Here is a 22,099-nt window from a genome sequence, read left to right on the forward strand (position 1 = left end):
GATCAGATTCCCAGCACGGCGCGGGCGATCATGAAGTACACGATGAGTCCGGTGGCGTCGACGAAGGTGGAGATGAACGGGTTGGCGAAGACCGCCGGGTCGGCGCCGAGCTTCTTGCCCAGCAGCGGCATCAGCCCGCCCACCGAGGCGGCCAGGGTGCAGATCGCCAGCAGGGTCAGTCCGACGACGATGCCCAGGTCCCAGCCGTAGAACAGCCCGGCGACCAGGAAGCCCAGCACTCCGAGGGTCGCGCCGAGCGTGATGCCCACCCGGACCTCGCGCCAAAGCACCTTGAACACGTCGCGCGTTCCCACGTCGCCCAGCGCCAGGGCGCGGGTGACGGTGGTGGCGGCCTGGTTGCCGGAGTTGCCGCCGGTGCCGATCAGCAGCGGCACGAACAGGCTGAGCACCACCATGGATTCGATGGTGCCCTCGAAGACGTCGAGCACCTGCACGGTGAGCGCGGCGCCCAGCGCCAGCACCAGCAGCCACACCACGCGGGAGCGCATGATCTGCAGCACCGGGGTGGAGAGGTAGGGACGGTTCAGCGGCTCGGCGCCGCCGTGGCGGGCGGCGTCCTCGGATTCGGCGCGCTCGAGGATGTCCAGCGCGTCGTCGACCGTGAAGATCCCGACCACCCGGTGCTCGGAGTCGGTGACCGGCACCGCGAGGTGCTTGCGGTCCGCGCACATGCGTGCCGCGTCCTCGGCCTCGTGATCGGCGTCGACCGAGTCGGCCTCACGCATCAGGTCCGCGATGAGGGTCTCCGCGCTGTTGCTGACCAGGTCGCGCAGCGAGACCACGCCCTGGAGCAGCCGCCCCGGGTCCACCACGGGCAGGGTGTAGAGGGTCTCGGCGTCCTCACCGGCCTTGCTGACCTTGTCCATGGCCTCGGCGACGGTCCAGTGCTCCGGGATCGCGACGAACTCCGGGCTCATCTCACGCCCGATGGTGCCGTTGGGGTATCCCAGCACGATGTTGGTCAGGCTGCGCTCGCGCGGATCCAGGTGGCGCATCATCCGGCGGGCCACCGAGGCGGGCAGCTCGTCCATCAGCCGGACCCGGTCATCGGGGTCCAGCGACTCGAAGTAGTGGGCGACCTCGGCGTCCTTGAGGCCCTCGATGATCTCACCCTGCAGCGCCTGGTCGAGCAGGTCGAACGCCTCGACCGCAGTGCCCTTGGAGAGCAGCCGGAAGGCCACAGCTCGGTCCTTCACGCCGAGGCGTTCCAGGAAGTCGACGATGTCGCCGACGTTGAGCTCGTCCAGGGCGCGGCGCAGGTCCGTGAGGCGCTCCTCACGGATCATGTCTTCCAGCTCGTCAAGCAGTTCGTTCACGGGTTCCACCCTTTCAAGGGCGCCGAGCGGGCATAGGGCGGCCGGTTCCACGGCCGGGGCACGTGGTCCGGCCCCGGATCAGGTCGGCAGCGGGGCGATCAGCCGATGAGGTCGATCAGTGCAGATGGTCGATCAGTGGAAGAAGTGGCGGGTGCCGGTGAGGTACATGGTCAGCCCGGCCTCCCGAGCTGCGGAGATGACCTCCTCGTCGCGCTGGGATCCGCCGGGCTGCACGACGGCACGCACTCCGGCGGTGATCAGGCTCTGCAGCCCATCGGCGAAGGGGAAGAACGCATCGGAGGCGGCCACGGAGCCGCGGGCCCGCTCCACTCCGTCTCCGCCGAGGGTGTTCGCGCGCTGGACGGCGAGCCGGCAGGAGTCGAGCCGGTTGACCTGGCCCATGCCGATCCCGACGGTGGCCTGGTTCCTCGCCAGCAGGATCGCGTTGGACTTCACCGAGCGGATCGCGCGCCAGGCGAAGTCGAGGTCGGCGAGCATCTGCTCGTCTGCGGCTTCTCCGGAGACCAGCTTCCAGCCCGAGATGGCGTCGCCCTCGGCGTCGACCGCGTCGGAGGCCTGGAGCAGCATGCCGCCGGAGATCTGCTTGTACTCCACCCGATCACGGCGGTGGCCTTCGGGCAGGCGCAGCAGTCGGATGTTCTTCTTCTTGGTCAGGATCGCGAGCGCCTCCTCCTCGAAGGCCGGCGCGACGACGACCTCGGTGAAGATCTCCGAGACGGTCTTGGCCATCTCGGCGGTCACGGTGCGGTTCGCCGCGATGACCCCGCCGAAGGCGGAGAGCGGGTCGCAGGCGTGGGCGGTGCGGTGGGCCTCGGCCACGGTGTCCCCGACGGCCACGCCGCAGGGGTTGGCGTGCTTGATGATCGCGACGGCGGGCTGGGCGAAGTCGAAGGCGGTGCGCACCGCGGCGTCGGCGTCGACGTAGTTGTTGTAGCTCATCGCCTTGCCGTGCAGGGTCTCGGCCTGGGCGAGGCCGGGGCGTGCGCTGGAGTCGGCGTAGAGCGCCGCGGGCTGGTGCGCGTTCTCGCCGTAGCGCAGGGTGTCCAGACGCTGCAGCGCGAGCCCGGCGTAGGGCGGGAAGTTCAGCTTCTTCTCGTTGCGGTTCAGCGGCGAGGCGGGAACGGAGGAGGCGTCGAAGTCGTCGTCGAACTGCTGGGAGGTCCATCGCGCGACGGCGGTGTCATACGCGGCGGTGTGCGCGAAGGCCAGGGCTGCCAGGCGCTGCCGGGCGGAGAGCGTGAAGCCTCCGGCCGAGGCTGCGGAGATGATGTCGTGGTAGCGCAGCGGGTCCACCACCACGGCCACGGAGGCGTGGTTCTTGGCGGCGGCGCGGACCATCGAGGGGCCGCCGATGTCGATCTGCTCGACGATCGCGTCCTCGGCCGCCCCGGAGGCGACGGTGTCGGCGAAGGGGTAGAGGTTCACCACGACCAGGTCGAAGGGCTCGATCTCGAGCTCCTGAAGCTGTGCCCGGTGGTCTTCGCGGCGTCGATCGGCCAGGATGCCGGCGTGCACGCGGGGGTGCAGGGTCTTGACCCGGCCGTCGAGGCATTCGGCGAAGCCGGTGACCTCGGAGACCTCTACGACGGGGATCCCGGCACCGGCGATGCGCTTGGCGGTGGAGCCGGTGGAGACGATCTCGACCCCGGCAGCGTGGAGACCTGTGGCGAGGTCCTCCAGCCCGGTCTTGTCATAGACCGAGATCAGTGCGCGTCGGATCGGCTGGCGGGCCTGGGCGCCGGAGGTGCCCGAGGGTGCAGCCGCGGTGGTGTTCTGCGCTGCGGAATCGCTGACGGTGCTCATGCACACTCCTCTGAGGGGACGACGCTGGGGGGACCTGGACCAGTCTACCGACCCGGTTCAGGACTCAAACTTGTAGCCCAGCCCGCGCACCGTGATCAGGAACTCCGGACGCGAGGGGTCGGGCTCGATCTTCGCCCGGAGCCGCTTGACGTGGACGTCGAGGGTCTTGGTGTCACCGACGTAGTCCGAGCCCCAGACCCGGTCGATGAGCTGACCCCGGGTGAGCACCCGTCCGGCGTTGCGCAGCAGCATCTCCAGGAGCTCGAACTCCTTCAGCGGCAGGCTCAGCGGCGCGCCCTGGACCTCCACGGTGTGGCGTTCGATGTCCATGCTCACCGGACCTGCGGCGACCATCGAACCGTCGTCGACCTCCGTCTCGACCCGGCGGCGCAGCACCGCACGGACCCGGGCGAGCAGCTCCCGGGAGGAGTAGGGCTTGGTGACGTAGTCGTCGGCACCGAGCTCCAGGCCCACGACCTTGTCGATCTCGGAGTCCTTCGCCGTGAGCATGATCACCGGAACATTGGACTGCAGCCGGATCTGACGGCACACCTCGGTGCCGGACTGGCCGGGGAGCATCAGGTCCAGCAGGACGAGGTCGGCACCCTCGCGGGTGAAGATCTCGACGGCGTCGAAGCCGTTCTCCGCGACGACGACGTCGTAGCCCTCCTTCTCGAGGGTGTAGGACAGTGCCTCCGAGAATGAGGGTTCATCCTCGACGAGCAGAATTCTGGTCACGCGTTTCCTCCTTCGCCGGCCCGATGAGGTGCCGGATTCTCTGCACTGTGACGCGAGGCAGAACGATGTATGGCGGTGCGAACGGTTGCTTCGGGCAGATCGGTCATGCCGCGGCCGAGCCCTTCGAGGGTGTCGAGGCTCTCGTCCAGCTCGGGAAGCCGCACCGTGAACGTGGAGCCCCTCCCTTGCTGGGACCACAGCGCGACCTCGCCGCCGTGGTTGGTGATCACGTGCTTCACGATGCTCAGGCCCAGGCCGGTGCCTCCGGTCTGTCGGGACCGGGCGGCGTCGATCCGGTAGAAGCGCTCGAAGATTCGCTCCTGGTCCTCCTTGGCGATGCCGATCCCCTGGTCGGTGATGGTCACCTGGGCGATCCCGTCCCGGCTGGAGAGTCCGATGCCGACCCGGGTGGACTCCGGGGAGTAGCGCACCGCGTTGTCGATCAGATTCCGGAAGGCCATCGCGAGCTGGTCGGCGTCGCCGTGGACCCGGTACGGAAGCGCGCCGCCGATCTTGAGCTCGATCTTCTTCGCCTCCGCCGGCAGCCGGGAGCGGTCCGCGGCGTCGGCGATGACGTCCTCGAGGTCCACCGGGCGGCCGGCATGGACGACGTTCTTGCCCTGCACGCGGGAGAGCTCGATGATGTCCTGGACCAGCGCCGCGAGCCGGCGGGATTCCTTGTGCAGACGCTGGGTGAAGCGACGGACGGCGACGTCGTCGTCGGCTGCGTCCTCGATCGTCTCGGCCAGCAGCGAGATCGCCCCGACCGGGGTCTTCAGCTCGTGGGAGACATTGGCGACGAAGTCGTTGCGCACCGCCTCGATGCGGGAGAACTCGGTGCGGTCATCGGCGAGGACCAGGATGTACTCATCCCCCAGCGGGGCCACGCGCAGGTGCACGACCAGGGAGGTCTCCCCCTGCAGCCCGCGGGCCAGCTCGTGCTCCTGGTCGATGATCACCCCGTCCCCGCGGACTCGGGCGGTGAGCTTCAGGAGCTGCTGGTGGACCACGGTGTGTCCGCGGACCAGGCCGAAGGCGTACGCGGCGGGATTCGCGCGCACCACCCCGTCCACGGTGTCCACGACGATGTAGGCCAGTCCCAGCGAGGCGAGCACCTCGGTGGCGCCGGCGGGCATCGAGGGTTCATCCACATCGATGCCGGCGCCGCGCTGCTTCTCACTGACACGGAAGGCATACATGCCGACGACGCCCAGTGCCAGGCCGACGACGCCGGACAGTGCGGCGATGAGCAGGGGATCCACGTCCTACAGCTTATGCCCGCCTCCCGGTGGGCGGCGCCATAAGCCCGGAGCGACGCCCAGGGTTCAACCAGCGTTCACCTTCGCGTCGACTGCTGACTTCGGTTGCGTTCATGTGCACCAGCAAGGATTCAATGTCGGGATACTCCACGGCGGGAAAGGAACGCAAACACGTGCGAAAGCTCTTTCAGGCAGACCTCATCAACCTTGGTGAGCAGCTGATCCAGATCACAACATTGGTCCACACGGCGATGGAGAAGGCCTACACCGCCTTCGACACCACCGATCTTCAGCTGGCGGAGGAGGTCATCGCCGCCGACGCCAAGATCGACCGGCTGCAGGTGGAGCTCGACGAGAAGGCCATCGAGCTGCTCGCGCTGCAGGGCCCTGTGGCCTCCGACCTGCGGATGATCGTGGGCGCGCTGCGGATGAGCACCTCGCTGGAGCGGATGGGCGACCTCGCCCGGCACATCGCCCAGCTGGCGCGGCTGCGCTACCCGGATCGGGTGGCACCGGACTCGCTGCACTCGGTGTTCGGGAAGATGGCGAAGCTCACCACCGAGATCTCCTCCCGACTGATCACCCTGCTGGAGACCCGCGAGCTGCACCTCGTCGCGGAGATCCATGCGCTGAACGAACAGCTCAATGACCTCCACGCCTCGGTGTTCACCATCGTCGCCGCCGATGACTGGCAGCAGAGCGCGGCCACCAGCGTGGACTCCACCCTGGTGAGCCGGTTCTTCGAGCGCTTCGGCGACCACGGGGTCTCGGTCGCGAACAAGGTCGACTACCTGGTCACCGGCGCCTGGGACTCCCGCGAGCACTGAGCCTTCCGGCTCCGCGCGCCGGATCCATCGGTCTCGGGGCGATTCCGCGCCCGTTCTGGCCCCACCACACGGCTGACTGATCGATCTCGGCGCGCCGAGTTCACCGGTTGGGCACTTTGCGGCGATATCGTCCCGCTCGCGGGTCACTATTCCACCGCAAACCGCCCCATGGATGGCCGGGGAACGCGCAGTACCCATGAAAAAGCCCCTCAGACGTCACCTGATGTCTGAGGGGCTTTCTGGTCGTTCAGGTTATTTCTTGCCCTGGTTCGCGACGGCCTTGATCGCGTCCTTCGCGGCCTCAGGATCCAGGTAGGTGCCGCCGGGGTTCAGCGGCTTGAGATCCTCGCCCAGCTGGTAGTGCAGCGGGATGCCTGTCGGGATGTTCAGCCCGGCGATGTCCTCGTCGGAGATGCCGTCGAGGTACTTCACCAGCGCGCGCAGCGAATTGCCGTGGGCTGCGAGCAGCACGGTCTTGTTCTCGCGCAGATCCGGCACCACCGCGGACTCCCAGTAGGGCAGCATCCGGTCCACGACGTCCTTGAGGCACTCGGTGCGCGGCGCGGAGTCGCCGAGATCGGCGTAGCGCGGATCCCCCATCTGGGAGAACTCGTCGTCGGCGGCGATCTCCGGCGGCGGCGTGTCGTAGGAGCGGCGCCACATCATGAACTGCTCTTCGCCGTACTGCGCCAGCGTCTCGGCCTTGTCCTTGCCCTGGAGCGCGCCGTAGTGGCGCTCGTTGAGCCGCCAGTCGCGCTTGACCGGGATCCAGAGCCGGTCAGCGGTCTCCAGCGCCAGGTGCGAGGTGGTGATCGCGCGCTGCAGCAGCGAGGTGTGGACCACGTCGGGAAGCAGCTGGTGCTCCTTGAGGAGCTCACCGCCGCGTGCGGCCTCTTCGCGGCCCAGCGGGGTCAGTGGCACATCCACCCAGCCGGTGAAGAGGTTCTTCTCGTTCCAGTCGCTCTGCCCGTGGCGGAGCAGGATCAGGTCATAGGCCATAGGAGTGTGTCTCCCTTTCGGAGTCGAACGTGGAAATCAGCACGGGAGTGCGGTCAGCGGCGCCGGTTGAGGCGACCGATGACAAGGTCAGTCGGAGACTTCGGGGTTCACATCGGTGAGGTAGACCATCGCCATGCAGGCCGCGGCCACCGGGAAGATCAGGCCGAAGGGACCGGCTCCGGCAGCCCCGAGCAGGGCCAGAACGACGGCGCCGCCGGTCATGCCGAGCCAGAAGCCCTTGGTCCGCTTGAAGGCGATGTCGAAGCGCTGCGCGTTCTTGGGGATGCACTTGACCAGCGCGACGATGGCCAGCCCGAGGCAGACCAGGGCGAAGGCGAGGTGCATCCAGGCTTCGGTCTGCAGGACGAAGATCCAGATGTCAGAGAGGGGTGACTGCATACCCCGATGTTATCGGATGGGCTCCCCGGTTGCGGCAGTGCGCAACGCATTGAGCAGATCTGCGAAGAGATCTTCGACATCCTCGATGCCCACCGAGAGCCGGATCAGCCCGTCCGGGACCGAGGAGGGTTCACCCGGATGACGACGACGGCGCTCGGCCAGCGACTCCACGCCGCCCAGGCTGGTGGCCGGGGTCCAGAGCGCCAGCGCGCTGAGCACGGCGTCGGCAACCTCGGCCTCGGAGCGCCTGCTCGTGATCCGCTCGCCCGCATCGGGGTCACCGGACTGCTCGGCAGCACCGGGCTGGTCGGCGTCGACCTCGATGGTCAGGATCGCGCCGAAGCCGCCGAGCTGATCGGCGGCACGCTGGTGCTGGGGGTGCGAGGTCAGGCCGGGGTAGTTGACCTTGCGCAGCGGCAGCCCGGCGTCCCGGCTGAGCTCGTCCAGCCGCCGGGCCAGCTCGCCGGCGCTTGATTCCGAGGCGTCCAGGCGCAGCGCGAGGGTGCGCACGCCGCGCAGGGCGAGGAAGACCTCCATCGGACCCGGGATCGCACCGTGCAGGGTGCGATGGGTGTGCAGGCGCGTGTGGAGCTCGGGGTCGGCGGTGATCGCGGCGCCCATGATGAGGTCGGAGTGTCCGGAGAGGAACTTGGTGACCGAATGGACCACCACATCGGCGCCCTGGACGAGCGGGCGCTGGCGCAGCGGGGTCGCGAAGGTGTTGTCCACCGCGGTGAGCACTCCACGCTTCTTCGCCGCGGCCAGCAGCGCGGGGAGATCCGCGATCTCCAGCATCGGGTTCGTCGGAGACTCGACCCAGAGCATCACCTGCGCGTCCTGGGCGCTGGCCAGGGTGGAGACGTCATGCAAGGTGCTCAGCACCTGCTCGGTGTCGGCGATGTCCACCCGGTGCAGCGTGAGCAGACCCTGGTCCGCCATCTGCTGAGCCAGCGAGGAGAAGCCCATATAGCTGTGCCGCGGCATGATCAGGTGGCTTCCGGGAGCCAGCAGGTGCACGACGGCGGAGATGGCGGCCATCCCGGAGGAGAACAGCAGTCCGGGCAGGACCTGAACCGGATGTTCCTCCTCCGTGGTGACCAGGCCCTGCGACTGGTGGCTGGTCCGGGTGCCGGCCTCGAGCTGGGCCAGCAGCTCCTCCAGCGGCGACCAGGAGGGCATGCCCTCGCGGGCGTAGTCCATGGCGGCGTGGACGCCGGGCCGGTAGGAATACGTGGAGGTGAAGTCCACCGGCATGTTGACGGGCTGGTTCGGACCGTGGGCGCCGCGGCCCGCGCTGACCACAAAGGTGCGTTCGTGCTGGTTCACACCGTTACCGTACCTCAGCAGGTCTCGGGGATCAGGTCAGCCGCATGTGACTGACCTGATCCCTGGTGGAAGTCCGTGTCACGTCCGTGTCACCGGGCCTGGGTAGGCTGGGTCCGTGACCCAACTCAGACGCGGAGGATTCGTCGCCTTCGAAGGCGGCGACGGCGCCGGCAAGACCACTCAGCTGGACCTGCTCGAGTCCTGGTTCAAGGATCAGGCAGTGCCCTACGAGCGCACCCGTGAGCCCGGAGGCACCGCGATCGGCGAGCGCATCCGCTCCCTGGTGCTCGAACACGACCAGGGCGAGGTCGACCCCCGCACCGAGGCGCTGCTCTTCGCCGCCTCCCGCGCCGCCCATGTGGTCCAGCGGATCGAGCCTGCGCTGGCCGCCGGCCGCTTCATCCTCTGCGACCGCTATGTCGACTCCTCGGTGGCCTACCAGGGCGTGGGCCGCGAGCTCGGGACCGAGGCGGTCGCTGAGATCAATGCCTTCGCCACCGGCGGACTTCAGCCCGATCTCACCGTGGTGCTGGACATCGACCCGGCCGCCGCCAGGGCTCGCCGCGAGGGCCGGGCGGGCCTCTCGGACCGGATCGAGTCCGCCGAGGAGGCCTTCCACGACCGGCTGCGCCATGCGTTCCTCGCCCGCGCGGCCGCCGCCCCCGAACGCTACCTGTTGCTCGACGCCTCCGGATCCGCCCACCAGCTCCAGGCCGCGATCCGCACCCGGGTCCGGGAGCTGCTGAGCCAGGAGCTGCTGAACTCATGAGTGTCTTCACCGAGCTGGTCGGGCAGGACGCCGTCGTCGAACAGCTGCGTCAGGCAGCAGGGTCGGGCACCCCGGCCCATGCGTGGCTGTTCACCGGTCCCCCGGGGTCGGGCCGCTCCAACGCCGCGCGAGCCTTCGCCGCCGCGCTGAACTGCGAGCAGGAAGAACCTGCCGCCCGCGGCTGCGGCGAATGCCGGACCTGCCGGCTGGTCGCCGCTGAGAGCCACCCCTCGGTGAAGCTGGTCTCCACCGAGAACGTGACCTACAAGATCGACGACGTCCGCGAACTGATCACCACCGCGCAGGAGAAGCCTCAGGGTGCCCGCTGGCGGGTGATCGTGGTCGAGGATGCGGACCGGATGACCGAGCGGGCCACCAACGTGCTGCTCAAGGCCATCGAGGAGCCGCCGCCGCATACGCTCTGGGTGCTCTGCGCCCCGAGTCCGGCGGACGTGCTGGTCACCATCCGCTCGCGCTGCCGGTTGGTGAGCCTGCGGATTCCGCCCACTGCTGCGGTCGCGCAGCTGCTGATCACCCGGGACGGGTTGAACGAACAGCAGGCCCAGTTCGCAGCGCGGGTCTCGCAGAACCACATCGGCGTCGCGCGCCGGCTCGCCCGGGACCCGGAGGCGCGCCGTCGTCGCGAGCAAGTGGTCACCCTCCCGCTGCGGCTGACCTCCTCCTCGGCCGCGATCAAGGCCGCGGGCTCGCTGGTGGAGATGACCCAGGCCGATGCCGCCAGCACCGCTGAGGCACGGCTGGAAGCTGAGCAGGCCTCGCTGCGCCGGTCGCTGGGGCTCGAGGCCGAGGAGAAGATCCCGCCGAAGCTGCGCAGTCAGTTCAAGAAGCTCGAAGAGGAGAACACCCGGCGAGCCAAGCGCGCCGTCGCCGATTCCCTGGACCGGGCGCTGATCGACCTCACCGCGGTCTTCCGCGATGTGCTCAGCCTGAAGCTCGGTACCGGCGCAGAGCTGATCAACGAACATCTGCGCGAAGAGCTGCACCGGTACGCGGAATCGCTCAGCGCCGAACAGACCCTGGCCGGGCTGGACGCGATCAACGCCGCCCGGACCCGGATCACCCAGAACGTCCCTCCCCTGCTGGCGATGGAGGCCCTGATGATGCAGTTCCTACCCGGGAGGTCCCGTGCCTGAGAATCTCGTCCGTCCCCGCAGGCTCCGGCTGGTCAGCCTGGCCGCCGCTGCCGCGCTGCTGCTCTCGGGCTGTGTGAACTCGGGAGGGGATGACGACTCCGGTGCGGAGGCCACCCCCGGGACACAGGGCGCCGAAGCGGAGCCGGTGACCGCCACCTCGGTCCCGACCGAGGAGCTTCCCGGCGCAGCCGAGGACTACACCGAGTACTACGAGCAGGACCTCGAGTGGACCTCCTGCGAGGAGACCATGTTGTGCGCCGAGGTCACGGTGCCCATGGACTGGGCCGAGCCCGGGGCGCAGGATGATCTCGAGATCCAGATCATCAGCTCCGACTCCGGCGGGGACGACGCCGAGTATCTGCTCACCAACCCGGGCGGTCCCGGCTCCTCCGGCTACGACGCCGTGGCGGACACGCTGTCGATCGCGTTCAGCGAAGAGCTCGCCGAGCAGTACAACATCATCGGCTTCGACCCGCGCGGGGTGCACCGATCGGCGCCGGTGACCTGTCTGGACGACGCCGAGATGGACGAGTACCGCGAGGAGGTCTCCGAGGAGCAGCCCGACACCGAGGCGGCCTACTCAGAGGCCCGCGAGTCGGCTGCGGAGCTGGTGGCACAGTGTGAGTCCGAGAGCGGTGCCCTGCTGGGTCATGTGGACACCCTCTCGGTGGTCCGCGACATGGACGTGATCCGGGCAGTGCTGGATCAGGATGAGCTGAACTACCTGGGCTTCTCCTATGGCACCAAGCTGGGGATGACCTACGCCCAGCACTACGGCCCTCGGGTGGGACGCTTCGTCCTGGACGGGATGCTCGACGTCTCCATCGACGCTCATGAGCTGAACAAGGGCCAGGCCGTCGGTTTCGAAGAAGCGCTGGGGAACTACGCGCAGTGGTGCGTCGAGCAGGAGACCTGCCCCGCCGGAGACAGCGTTGATGAGGTCGTCGAGAGCGTGCAGGACCTCTTCGCCGCAGTGGAGGAGAACCCGGTGCAGGGCCCAGACGGACGGACCATCAACGTCTCCACCCTGGTGAGTGGATTCATCACCCCGATGTACAGCCGCGCAAGCTGGCCGCTGCTCTCCGAGGCGCTGACCATGGCTCTGGTGCAGCGGGACTTCACGATGTTCCAGTCCTTCGCGGACCTGCAGTCCGGGCGCGGTCCCGACGGCAGCTACGACTGGATCAGCAGCTTCGCGTTCACCGCCGTGATGTGCCTGGACTATCCGATGCCGCAGGACCCGGATCAGATCGAGGCAGAGTTCGAAGAGGTCTCCGAGGAGGCCCCGACCTTCGGGCCCTACCTCGGTCACCGTGCCGTGGTCTGCGAGGAATGGCCCTACGAGAACGTGTCCGAACCCTGGGATGCAGAGCTCGGCGAGGTCGATGAGCTACTGATGATCGGCACCACCGGTGACCCGGCCACCCCGGTGGAGTGGGCGGAGAACATGCACGAACAGGTGCCGCAGTCCTCCCTGATCATCCGCGAGGGAGAGGGGCATCTCGCCTACGGCACCGGCAACGCCTGCGTGGATGAGGCAGTGGATGGCTACCTCCTCGACGGGGACCTGGATGAGGGGCGCACGGACTGCTGAGGGTTCTTCTACCGCTTGTAGAAAAGCGCGAGTAGACTCTGACTACCGGTGACGACGACGTCCATGCGGCCTATCCGACTCATCGGCACCATTCAGCTGATCTGCGTTAGGACACTGCCATGAACAAAGAAGTTCCTGTCACACCCGCTGCGACGTCGCACGACTCCGCCCAGACCCACGATGCTCACACTTCGACTGCCGCGAAGCCCGCTGCTTCCGGTGAACAGGCCCGGGCGCCGCGGCCCCTGGGCGTCCTCGTCGGCTTCGACGGTTCGGCCAATGCCACCTCCGCCCTGCGCTGGGCCGCGAGAGAAGCACACTTCCGGGGCCTCCCGCTGACGGTGATGAGCTCGTACACCATTCCCCCGGCGGTGAGCGGGTACCTGGAGAGCTTCCCGGACTCCGGCGGCCAGACCCTGGCCAGGCAGGCGACGGAGAAGACCCTGAACCTGGCGCGGGAACAGCTGGCGGGACATGCCGGTGAGGTCACCTACCGGTTGGAGCACGGCGACGCCTCCGGGGTGATGGTCAACCTCTCAGGCTCCGCGGAACTCTGTGTCGTGGGAAGCCGCGGTCGCGGCGGGTTCAAGGGACGCATCCTGGGGTCCGTCGCGGCGGCGCTTCCCTCACACGCCCACTCCCCCACCGTGGTGGTCCCGCATACTCAGGAGTCCAGCGTGGGCGAGGGGGCCGACGCGATCAGCACCGCAGATACCCGCCCCGTGGTGGTCGGCATCGACGGCTCCGCGCACTCCCGCAAGGCCGCGGTGGAGGCCGCTCGGACGGCGATCAGCCACGGCACCCGGCTGCAGCTGATCATGGCGCTGCCCCCGCTGACGACGGCGGCCATGTGGTACCCGGAACTGGCCGCCAGGGAGCAGGCGATCGTGCAGACCCGGGTCGACGACCTGAACGGGGATCTCGACGTCGAGATCGGATGGGTCCAGGCGCAATTCCCGGAGCTCTCCGTATCGGGCTCGGTGGAGGAGGGTTACCCGGTCAATATCCTGCAGGAGATGGGCAGCACGGTGCAGCTGACCGTGGTCGGCACCAGAGGTCACGGCGGGGTGCGCAGCGCTCTGTTGGGCTCGGTCTCCCGCGAGCTGCTGCATCATGCGACCGCTCCGGTGATGGTGGTCCCGGCTCACGACTGAGCGAGCTTTGACCGCGGTGAGGTGCACCAGTAAAGTGAACTCTCGTGCGCCTCACCGCAGCGTCACGCCGCCTTAGCTCAGTCGGTAGAGCGATTCACTCGTAATGAATAGGTCGCCGGTTCGATTCCGGCAGGCGGCTCCAAGAAAGCTCCTGACATGGAGGTTTGCGGGAATTTCTAGATTGAAAGCTCCCATAAAATCCCCGAATACGGTCTAGACTACGGTCTAGCGGCAAAGAAACCGTACGCGAACAGGATGCCCCCGCGGGCGTGAGCCTCGCACTCAGATCACTGGGGCTACACCCCCGCAAGCAAGGACATAATCCAGTTATCTCGCTGTCCTAAGCAGCGTTTCGGCGCGGAACTCAACTAGCGCAGCTTCACTCACGTGGACGAACAACGATTTAGCAGTTCCTCCCACAGGTTCCCCACCCTCCCAGGGGCGCCTTGTGATCTCACGACGCTTTTGCACCGTTCTTGCGCCTCTGGAGATTATTGGCCACAAAGACAGCCATGCAACTTCAGCCCCCAGGAACAACCTGAAGCTCCGCCAATGCCTGACTCCACCGGCCAGTAAGCCAGGGCAGCGCTGAACAGTACCAATTTCCGGGACACATGAACGCCTCATCGTTCTCCCTGGGGGTTGCGTGCCGGGCGAGTTGTCGCCGGGGTGGTCATAGTATTCTCGATGCATTCCTGGTCCGGCATGACCACCGGTCTGCCGCTGAAGCTCACTGGACCACCGGTCGAGATCTCCAGAGCTCACGCTCCAGGGCTCGCGAATAGCCCACGGCGCCAGGCTTCGGCCTCAACTGGGTCCCTTTCCTCGCTCGTCCAGGCGGGAAAGCCTGTTCACGCGAGAGTCGCGCTCAACGACGCATCGTCCGATCTATCAAGTGGGCGCCGGGCTCGAGGCGGTCCGAAGTGGCGCGCATCGGCGTCATAGCCCAAGCTCCCCATGCGCATGTTCAAGTCCTCCTATGGACAAGTTCGGGAATCTATGGGAATATACCGCCAGCCTGAAAAATACAAGGGTTGGGGGTCTCTGGACGACAGTCCAGTGATTCTGACGAAGAGACGCGCACCTCCCGGTGCACGTGCGCCAGGGCATCCGCTAATGGGATCGGCGCTTCGGTCTCCCGTAAGTTTCAAACTTGCGAGGATACCCATGCCCACTGCCGTCACCCTGAAGCCAGGTTCACTCTCCGCCAAGCGCGCTGCTGAGTATCTTGACGTCGCCGAACAGACCCTCGCCAAGTGGCGCTGCCATGGCGAGGGGCCCCCTTTCGTCAAGATCAATTCTAAGATCCTGTACAGGGTTGAATCCCTGGAGAAGTATCTTCGGGATCACGAGCAACCCGCTTCTCGTCGAGCTACGCGATGACCCGCGTCTTCCACGCGACGGATCACGTCGCAGCGGGCCCGTGGATCTCCCCACTGGGTGCCATCAGCTGGATAGGCACTGACGACCCATCACCGCGTAACCCCCCGCCGGGTACTCAAAAACCCCGTAAACAAAGGGAAGCAGGCATACTCCGGCGCGGTGTACCCAGTAACCCTCCCCCTCGAATCCTGCCAACCTGCGGGGCAATACTGGTTATTGATGTGCTCAACTGTGCTTTTGGACAGGATGTCAGCTGGGCTGTACCTACGGTTCCCTTTTGGCAGTGCGCATGCGCGCGCCCGACCGCCGGATCTTTCCTTGAGGGACAGGTCCCGTTTCAGTTGTGCTCAACTGTGCTCGACTACGGACGTCAACAACCAATCTGCATCGACACTTCCGCGCATTTCCGGCTTCTACGGAGCCACCAACAGGCTCGACGGTCTGCAAACCGTGATCCACCTCCAAGTGTGCCCAAGTGTGCTCGCGCGGTTGAGCCCGCCGACCCCAGATACTCCCCCACTGAACCAAAAACCCTGCCATGCGTCGATGCGCATGCTGAAGAAAGGTGAGCAATGATGAGCTCGAACAACAACACCGCCCGGAAGGCTGGAACTCAGAGGTTCCGCATGATGAAGTTCACCACGCGGTTGATCCACCCCGAGACGGGTGCAGCTCTGTTGAACCTCGACGAGTTCGAGCATGGCCTGGACCAGCACAAGTCGATCAAAGAGTACGCCTGGGTCCTTCAGGACAAGGATCGCCATCTGGACAAGACCCCCGTGGCAACACACGTTCAGGGCGCACTCCGTCTCCAGGACGGACGCACCCTGCAGCAGGTCTCCTCCTGGATCGGAATCGCCGAACGCCTCGTGATCCCCCTCAAGGGCCGCGGAGCCTTCCCCACCTATCTGCGGTACCTGACTCACGAGGCTCCGAGTGAACAGGCCAAGGGCAAGCATCGCTACGACGATTCAGAGGTCAAGGCGAACTTCGACTGGCGCGCGGTGATCGACGCACACTTCGCCCGATCTCGGGAACAGCCCACTGACACCCTGTCGCAGGTCATGCTTGATCTGCTCAACGGGCGAATGTCACTGGCCCAAGTCCGAGAACGGTATCCGCTGATCTATGCGAATCACCATCCCAAGCTTAGAAAGCTTGAGGCCGACTGGCGGGAGACGGCGCGGTTTCTGGCCATCGCCCTCAACTACGAGGATGAAAGGGGGAACCTGGACCTCAACCGAATCGCGGACCTCAAGAGCCTCGCAGATCAGCTCGGCTTCCAAGGCACTCTGGAGGAGCAGTGCCGGCACGCGGCTAAGGTCCAGGCCGACACGGCCGCCACCGCGAGGGTCTGACCGATCCGGGACTGTAACGGGCACCTACCCGTTTCTGGCGCTCACACCATAGAGGCCCACCCTGGGCCTCTATGGTGTGAGCGCTACCAGGCATTGCCTGCCGATTTGGCAAGCATGCCGATCACTTACGAGAAGATCAGGAGCAACACCGTGATGAACGACCATGAGATCAGGGCCTACGGTCCCAACTACGACACTGACCACCTAGCAGTGGACCTCGACAAGAAGGTCCGCTCCATCGGTGGGGCCACAATCGTGGTCTTCGGTGAGGATCCTGCGCTGCGGGCCATGCAGTCGCGCGCACTGACGGATTCGCTGGGCCTGAAGCTCACGAAGAACCGAATTAAGGCCGAGGATCAGCACGACCCCGCCAATGGCGTGACGGTCGCATTGCACTGCGCTGATCCCACGGTGACCTCTGATGCCCTGGTGCGCGAGTGGGTCCTGAACCCCGAGTTCATGGGCCCTCGCATCTTGATCGTCGAGGTCGCGGAGAACTCCGAGCTCGCGGTCTCCGCACTGGGTGCCTGCGCGCTCTTCGTGAAGGTGGACAGCTTTAACATCCCGCCGGCAGGTATGGGCAGCAGTACCACGGTGGACAGCGGCACCGCTGACTACGATGATCCGAACCTCTGCCCAGGATTCACCAGCATGAGGAACTACTCGTCGTTGATGACGGAACTGGCCATTGTTGAGGAATTTTGACCCACGGGGGTGATGGTCTCGTGTCTTGTAAGCACCTGGAGATCTCCGCCGAATTCAGTTGCGCCGATCTGCCGAAGTCTGCGGTCGGGTCCACAACGATGTGGCGAGAATGGCTCACCGGTGTCATCTCCGAGGTACACGCCGCGCCTCACGGCCGGTACGGTGTGCGACGAGTCCACGCCGAACTCGCCACGGGCGAGGCATCACTGTCGGTGACCAGCGGATAGAACTCCTGATGCGCCGGGCTGGACTCAGAGGATTGACTGGGCGACGTAAACGGAGGCGGATCCTGCATGATGAAATCGCCACAGATCTGGTCCAACGTTGTTTCGCTCGTCAGGAGCCGAACCGGTTGTGGGTCACTGATCTCACGGCGCATCGGACGCGCGAAGGGAAGCTCTTCTGCTGCGTCGCCCTCGACACGTTCTCCCGCTGAGTCGTGGGCTGGTAGATCAATTCCTCACCCACGGCGGCACTGACCACCAATGCGCTGGGTATGGCTATCGATACCCGGCTCGGCGCGAGTCCTGCACCGGGCACCATCATCCACTCTGACTAAGTTGTGCAATGTGGTTCCTGGGCGTTCACCAGCCGGGCCAAGGCCGCTGGACTGCTTCCCTCGATAGGCTCGGTCGGAGACTGGCCCGACAACTCGATGATCGAAGTATTCTGGTCAAGGATGCAGGTCGAACTTCTGGATACCCGAATCTGGAACACGCGGGTGGAACTGGCCAACGCAATCTTCGAGTACCTCGAAATCTGACACAAACGTCAACGTCGTCACGGCCAGCTCGGGTGCATCACGCCGATAGAATATGAACGCAATCGGATCATCACCGCGGCATGAGAACCAAGAAATCCTGACGCCACCAAACCCGGGACAGACCAGAGTCTCCATCAATCCCAGGGCAGTCCAAACTCTGATCTCCCCAATAACGCCACATGACAAGATGGAGCTCAAAAGCAATTTAAGGGGTCGTCGTGACGATTGGCGAAAAGACGCGAAAAATCCTGTGGGGTGTTTCCGGCAACCAGTGTGCGTACCCAGGATGCGAAGAACCGCTGACGCGCGATATAGACGACGTCGGAGGCTCATCCGAGCCCGATTTGCGCGGACAGGAAGCCCACATCCGATCCCGCACCCCGAATGGTCCCCGCTACGATCCTGACTACCCTGTCGAGAAGATCGATAAGGCTGAGAACCTGCTCCTTCTTTGTCCCAACCACCACGGTGACGTCGACGCCAACAAGGGCGGCGGTTACAAAGTCAAGGAGTTGGAGCGCATCAAGAAGGCCCATGAACGGCATCAAGGCCGTCTCCGCAACGTGGCGGATGCGGTTAATGGCTACCTAAGCGCAAGCTACGCCAAGGAACAGGCGTTGAAGTTCAACCAGGTGGACCTACACACTCCAACTGTCGAAGCGACCTTTGTAGATGTCCTGGTTGGTGTACGACCTTCATCAGAGTTGTCGTCGCTCTTCGAGGCTATTCAAAGCGACGCTCCAGGCGATCAGGAAGCCCTCGACGACCCTGAAGGCGACCTCTCCATCGGCGGCGCCCAGCTACTTCTGAATCCTCGATGGGCGGGCAATGCCATCCTTTCAGGCGGACCTGGTCAAGGTAAATCCACTCTCCTGCAGTACGTTTGTCAGTTCTACAGGGCGAAACGCCTTGGTAAAGACGCCTATGGGGCATTGGATAAATCACTGGCACGGTATAGTGCGGTAGCCCGTGTTCCTATCAAAGTTGATTTGAAAAAGTACGCTCAGTGGGCACTCCAAGAGTCTGAACGGACCGCGCCCAGCAGCTCCCATGAGTCATCGCCAAACCCAGAGGACAGGCCACTGGCTCCACTGGAGCTATACCTACTGAATCAAGTTCAAGAGGGTGTTGGTCCGCTGCGTTCATTCGACAGGAACGACTTCGTCGCCCTCCTGTCGACCTATCCATTGCTTCTTGCACTAGATGGTTTGGACGAGGTGGCCAATGTCGGCGTCCGCAATGAAGTAGTGGAAGCAATTAGGGATTTTTCCGCGCGTGTGACACTCGATGCTGCCGACATCTCGATCCTCGTAGCAACTCGTCCAGGTGGATCGCTTGGGATGCTCACCGGTGATGCGGGTTTCTCCCGCGTACGGCTGAAGAAACTAACCCAGGGGCTTCGCATGCAGTACCTGGATAGCTGGGTGCGGTTCTCGAGTTTGGATATGGAGGAGGCAAATCGACTTCGCGAGATCTTCAACGAGAGCGCGAATATCCCTCACATCCGGGAACTTGCCTCATACCCGATGCAACTTGCGATCCTTTTCCACTTGCTTCATCGGAAACAACTGCTTCCCCAGAAGCGAGCTGAGCTTTATCGCGAGTATCTCGGAGTTTTTCTGGACCGCGAACAAGCCGAACGCAAGGAGCGGCTTCTTGAGAGGTACCGCCCGCTGATGATTTCAACCCATGCGTACTTAGCTTGGCATTTGCATAGCCAGACCGAGCAGGGAAGGTCTACCGGTGCCATCAGGAAAGAGGACCTCAAAACCCTGCTAGGGCGCCATCTCGCCGGGCGCCAAGAAGACGCACAGCTTGTGGAAGAGTTCTATTCTGCGATCACCACCCGAGTGCTCTGTTTGATTGAGCGCGAGGAAGGCTTCCTAGAGTTTGAGGTCCAATCCCTTCAGGAGTACTTTGCTGCCGAGCACCTATTCGAGAACCTACCTGCCAAGGGGCCGGCCTCAAAAGATCAGGGGCTCAAGGCAATGCTTGAGCGTCCGTACTGGGGCAACGTCGCGCGATTCTTTATTGGAAGGTTCACCACGGGGGAGGTACGCGGACTCAGAGACATCTTTGAGGAAGTCGATATCAAACTCGCTCCACATCCGATGACGCGATCGATAGGCCTGCTCACCCTCGCGGACCGCAACTTTGATGACCTAAGGGACCACTCTGTAGAGAAAGTCGTTGAGTTCATACTTGACGGCCCGGGCCTTCTATACGGGGAAGAAGGAGTCTTTGAGACAGCCGGTGATCGGATGGAGTTCGGAGAGCGTGCGGGTAAGGCTCAGGCAGTTTCGTACCTCAAACGCCGGTTGACCGACCAACCCAACGACCCATTACACGAGACCGCCGCCAGTGTCCTTCGCCGGCACGAGGACCGAGAGGCTCTCCACGACTGGTGGTGGGAGAACTTTGAAACAGGGCGCCGTTGGATTGAGGTTGGCGCAGGGCTAGGAGCGTTCCGTGGCCTCAAGGACGCGGAAGCTGATCGCTTGGCGCAAAGCTTAGAATCCATGTCCCCAGGAAGAGATTCCGTAGCGACGCTTCTCCATCGAGGAGGATACGACGGTGAACACGACGTAGTCGTCAAAGTGCTTGCATCAAGCTTTAATGACGGCGACATCTCCCTGCCTGATGCCTTCACCGGCGGTACTGCGCTGAGTCAGATTCTTGGGTGGGCCCGTGCCGCAACCCTCTGCGGCGAGAAACCCCTCGCTGGCGACAGGGAAGATAGCTGGACCTGGAGTTCATCGCGGCAACTGAACGCCTTAGGCAAGACCGCTCGCGAGCTCGCAGACGTCGATGTCGGTTCTACTAGTGTCAACGAATGGGCAAAGTGGATTCAGGCCTCCTTCGATGCCTGGGGCGAGGGTTGGGTTGTTCACCTTGCTGTGGCCAATGTCCCCCCATGTGTGAGCCTGGACAGCCTAGCCATAAAGTACGCTGCTGAATCCCCTCTGCGTGACTTGGCTCGACTCGAGAGTGAGCGGCGCAACTACGTTAAGGACCCAGGTTGGTGGAAGATCCATTTGGACTCTTCCCCAGACGACCTCCAGAAGCGATGGCGTCTCCTCCGACTCTTGTCGCTTTCCCAATCGGAGGTACTGGCAGAACTGGCGGAACAAACCAACATGATCGTTTCCACGACGACGCCGAGAGATTATCGGAGGCTAGAAGCCGGACTGCAGGCTGCTGCGCACGCGGGCTCGAGGAAGGTGGAACTGAAGGCATCGCTGAGGCAGAACAAGAACCGATGGTCCCCGCCTGTGCTGTGGTTGCTCCAATATGTTGCAAATGAGAGTACCGCCGATGCAATCGCGACCCTCGTCTCAGAGAAGCTACCCGACATACTCGCTGCTGGCCCACGCGATGGAAACCCTGTAGTCAATTTCTCGAAGCCCAGGTCCAAAAAAATCGCCGTAGAATCTCTTGCCGGAACTGCGGGAGCCTTTCCGAAGGTTCGTTTCGATGTGGGACAACTCAAGAACGTGAAGTCCAAAGCCCGAGAAATTCTGACTGAGCCGTATGGTTGGCCGCGAGACATCCTTCAAATGGCGCTGGAGCACCACACAGAGACTCTGGAGAAGAAGAGGTCTCCGCTTGAGGAAGTTGCCTCCAGGGACGACTGGTTCCAGCAAGAGAGTTGACCGCATGACGAGGAAGTCCTTCGTCGTAGCTTTCGGCGAAACCTAGGACGCGCAGCCGGCGCTCTTGTGAAGGGCGAACAGACTTGACAGGAATGCCCGCTGTCCGGCGGCGGCGCAGAACCCGAGCCTCGCTGACAGCGGGAACATTCTGGTATCGCCGGGGGCATCGCGGAGGAGTCAATCTTCCGCGGGGATGGTGAACACGGCCATCCCGCCCAGGAGTGTTCGAATGTCCTCCGGACATGTACCCGGTCTCGAGGAACTCACGCACATAGTCGGGTGCCGTGGTGCGCAGTCCTTGCAACACGTGCGGAAAGTAGGGGACGGCGAAGTGTCCTCGGTCGTCGGGGACTTCAGGGAAGACCGCGTCAGCGCCCGCTACCATCGCTTCTTCGGTTGCAACAGAGAACATTCCCCGGCATGCGTTGCGGATTTGATCCACGATGGTCTTCGCGATTTGTCGTGAGCCTGCTTGCGGCTCGCTCAGGAACCGCACGAACTCGTCAGACGCGTTCGCGAAATCGGGAGACCAATAAGTCCCGGGATCCGTGTCCGGGTTTACCAAATTCTCGAGGGAAACGTGGTATTCGAGAGCGATGTCCGTTGAGTCATACTCGTCCGCGCCACGCCTGGCCAGTATCGAAGGGACGGCGGACAGAGTCGACTTCCGGCATTCTTCACACTCAGGAGTGTGGGTTCTTGCGCGACAGAACGCGCTCTCACGGTAGTTGCTCGTCCCGAGCCACAGCGCATACAGGGGAACGACGTTGAAATAGTCGCCCAGAAACTCTAAGTCACGGCGCTGTTCGCCGTCCCTATACCTTAAATCGCCCTACCACTTGGACGACTTCTGCTTG

At 64.4% G+C, this 22,099-nt stretch carries 16 protein-coding genes and 1 tRNA gene; 10 read left to right on the top strand and 7 right to left on the bottom strand.

The window, feature by feature from the left end:
- Nucleotides 1-2 precede the first annotated feature (2 nt).
- From mgtE to ACHAA4_RS13960, 4 genes are all read right to left on the bottom strand, one after another.
- Nucleotides 3-1,337 (bottom strand): magnesium transporter, encoded by a 1,335-nt coding sequence (gene mgtE / locus ACHAA4_RS13945; protein ID WP_435774785.1) that lies wholly within the window; start codon nucleotides 1,335-1,337, stop codon nucleotides 3-5.
- Nucleotides 1,338-1,469: 132 nt separating this feature from the next.
- Nucleotides 1,470-3,161 carry a bifunctional phosphoribosylaminoimidazolecarboxamide formyltransferase/IMP cyclohydrolase gene (gene purH, locus ACHAA4_RS13950; RefSeq protein WP_435774786.1) on the bottom strand — a complete coding sequence of 564 codons (1,692 nt, stop codon included), beginning with the start codon at nucleotides 3,159-3,161 and terminating at the stop codon, nucleotides 1,470-1,472.
- Between the two features lie 57 nt (nucleotides 3,162-3,218).
- Entirely contained in the window at nucleotides 3,219-3,899 is a 681-nt protein-coding gene (locus tag ACHAA4_RS13955; protein WP_435774787.1) for a response regulator, read from the bottom strand.
- On the bottom strand, nucleotides 3,896-5,161 hold the full coding sequence (locus ACHAA4_RS13960) for a sensor histidine kinase (RefSeq protein ID WP_435774788.1): 1,266 nt from the start codon (nucleotides 5,159-5,161) through the stop codon (nucleotides 3,896-3,898). The genes ACHAA4_RS13955 and ACHAA4_RS13960 overlap by 4 nt, the downstream gene beginning before the upstream one ends.
- A gap of 170 nt (nucleotides 5,162-5,331) precedes the next feature.
- On the opposite strand from ACHAA4_RS13960, the gene phoU reads away from it, so the two are divergent.
- Nucleotides 5,332-5,985, top strand: coding sequence for a phosphate signaling complex protein PhoU (gene phoU / locus ACHAA4_RS13965; RefSeq protein WP_435774789.1), 654 nt, complete (start codon nucleotides 5,332-5,334; stop codon nucleotides 5,983-5,985).
- A 252-nt stretch (nucleotides 5,986-6,237) separates the two neighbouring features.
- Here phoU and ACHAA4_RS13970 read toward each other — a convergent pair whose 3' ends face one another.
- The 3 genes from ACHAA4_RS13970 to ACHAA4_RS13980 form a co-directional block, all read right to left on the bottom strand.
- Nucleotides 6,238-6,984: a phosphoglyceromutase gene (locus tag ACHAA4_RS13970; protein ID WP_435774790.1), complete on the bottom strand. Its 747-nt coding sequence runs from the start codon at nucleotides 6,982-6,984 to the stop codon at nucleotides 6,238-6,240.
- A gap of 87 nt (nucleotides 6,985-7,071) precedes the next feature.
- Nucleotides 7,072-7,383, bottom strand: coding sequence for a DUF2516 family protein (locus tag ACHAA4_RS13975; protein ID WP_051501343.1), 312 nt, complete (start codon nucleotides 7,381-7,383; stop codon nucleotides 7,072-7,074).
- Nucleotides 7,384-7,392: 9 nt separating this feature from the next.
- Nucleotides 7,393-8,709: a trans-sulfuration enzyme family protein gene (locus ACHAA4_RS13980; RefSeq protein ID WP_435774791.1), complete on the bottom strand. Its 1,317-nt coding sequence runs from the start codon at nucleotides 8,707-8,709 to the stop codon at nucleotides 7,393-7,395.
- 115 nt (nucleotides 8,710-8,824) lie between these two features.
- On the opposite strand from ACHAA4_RS13980, the gene tmk reads away from it, so the two are divergent.
- The 9 genes from tmk to ACHAA4_RS14025 all read left to right on the top strand — a co-directional run bounded on the left by tmk (nucleotide 8,825) and on the right by ACHAA4_RS14025 (nucleotide 21,242).
- Entirely contained in the window at nucleotides 8,825-9,478 is a 654-nt protein-coding gene (tmk, locus tag ACHAA4_RS13985; RefSeq protein ID WP_435774792.1) for a dTMP kinase, read from the top strand.
- Nucleotides 9,475-10,632, top strand: a complete 1,158-nt coding sequence (locus ACHAA4_RS13990) for a DNA polymerase III subunit delta' (RefSeq protein WP_435774793.1) — start codon at nucleotides 9,475-9,477, stop codon at nucleotides 10,630-10,632. The genes tmk and ACHAA4_RS13990 overlap by 4 nt, the downstream gene beginning before the upstream one ends.
- Nucleotides 10,625-12,226: an alpha/beta hydrolase gene (locus ACHAA4_RS13995; protein ID WP_435774794.1), complete on the top strand. Its 1,602-nt coding sequence runs from the start codon at nucleotides 10,625-10,627 to the stop codon at nucleotides 12,224-12,226. Before ACHAA4_RS13990 ends, ACHAA4_RS13995 begins: the two co-directional genes overlap by 8 nt.
- A 119-nt stretch (nucleotides 12,227-12,345) precedes the next feature.
- Entirely contained in the window at nucleotides 12,346-13,380 is a 1,035-nt protein-coding gene (locus ACHAA4_RS14000; protein ID WP_435774795.1) for a universal stress protein, read from the top strand.
- 66 nt (nucleotides 13,381-13,446) lie between these two features.
- Nucleotides 13,447-13,522 (top strand) — tRNA-Thr (locus ACHAA4_RS14005).
- Between the two features lie 1,025 nt (nucleotides 13,523-14,547).
- Nucleotides 14,548-14,763, top strand: coding sequence for a helix-turn-helix domain-containing protein (locus ACHAA4_RS14010; RefSeq protein WP_435774796.1), 216 nt, complete (start codon nucleotides 14,548-14,550; stop codon nucleotides 14,761-14,763).
- A 575-nt stretch (nucleotides 14,764-15,338) separates the two neighbouring features.
- Nucleotides 15,339-16,121 (top strand): hypothetical protein, encoded by a 783-nt coding sequence (locus ACHAA4_RS14015; protein WP_435774797.1) that lies wholly within the window; start codon nucleotides 15,339-15,341, stop codon nucleotides 16,119-16,121.
- A 114-nt stretch (nucleotides 16,122-16,235) separates the two neighbouring features.
- Nucleotides 16,236-16,826 (top strand): hypothetical protein, encoded by a 591-nt coding sequence (locus ACHAA4_RS14020; RefSeq protein ID WP_435774798.1) that lies wholly within the window; start codon nucleotides 16,236-16,238, stop codon nucleotides 16,824-16,826.
- Between the two features lie 981 nt (nucleotides 16,827-17,807).
- Complete coding sequence (locus tag ACHAA4_RS14025; RefSeq protein WP_435774799.1) at nucleotides 17,808-21,242, top strand: NACHT domain-containing protein; 3,435 nt, start codon at nucleotides 17,808-17,810, stop codon at nucleotides 21,240-21,242.
- Nucleotides 21,243-22,099 lie beyond the last annotated feature (857 nt).

Origin of the sequence: Nesterenkonia maliinae (assembly GCF_051262655.1) — a bacterium.
Classification (GTDB): Bacteria; Actinomycetota; Actinomycetes; order Actinomycetales; family Micrococcaceae; genus Nesterenkonia.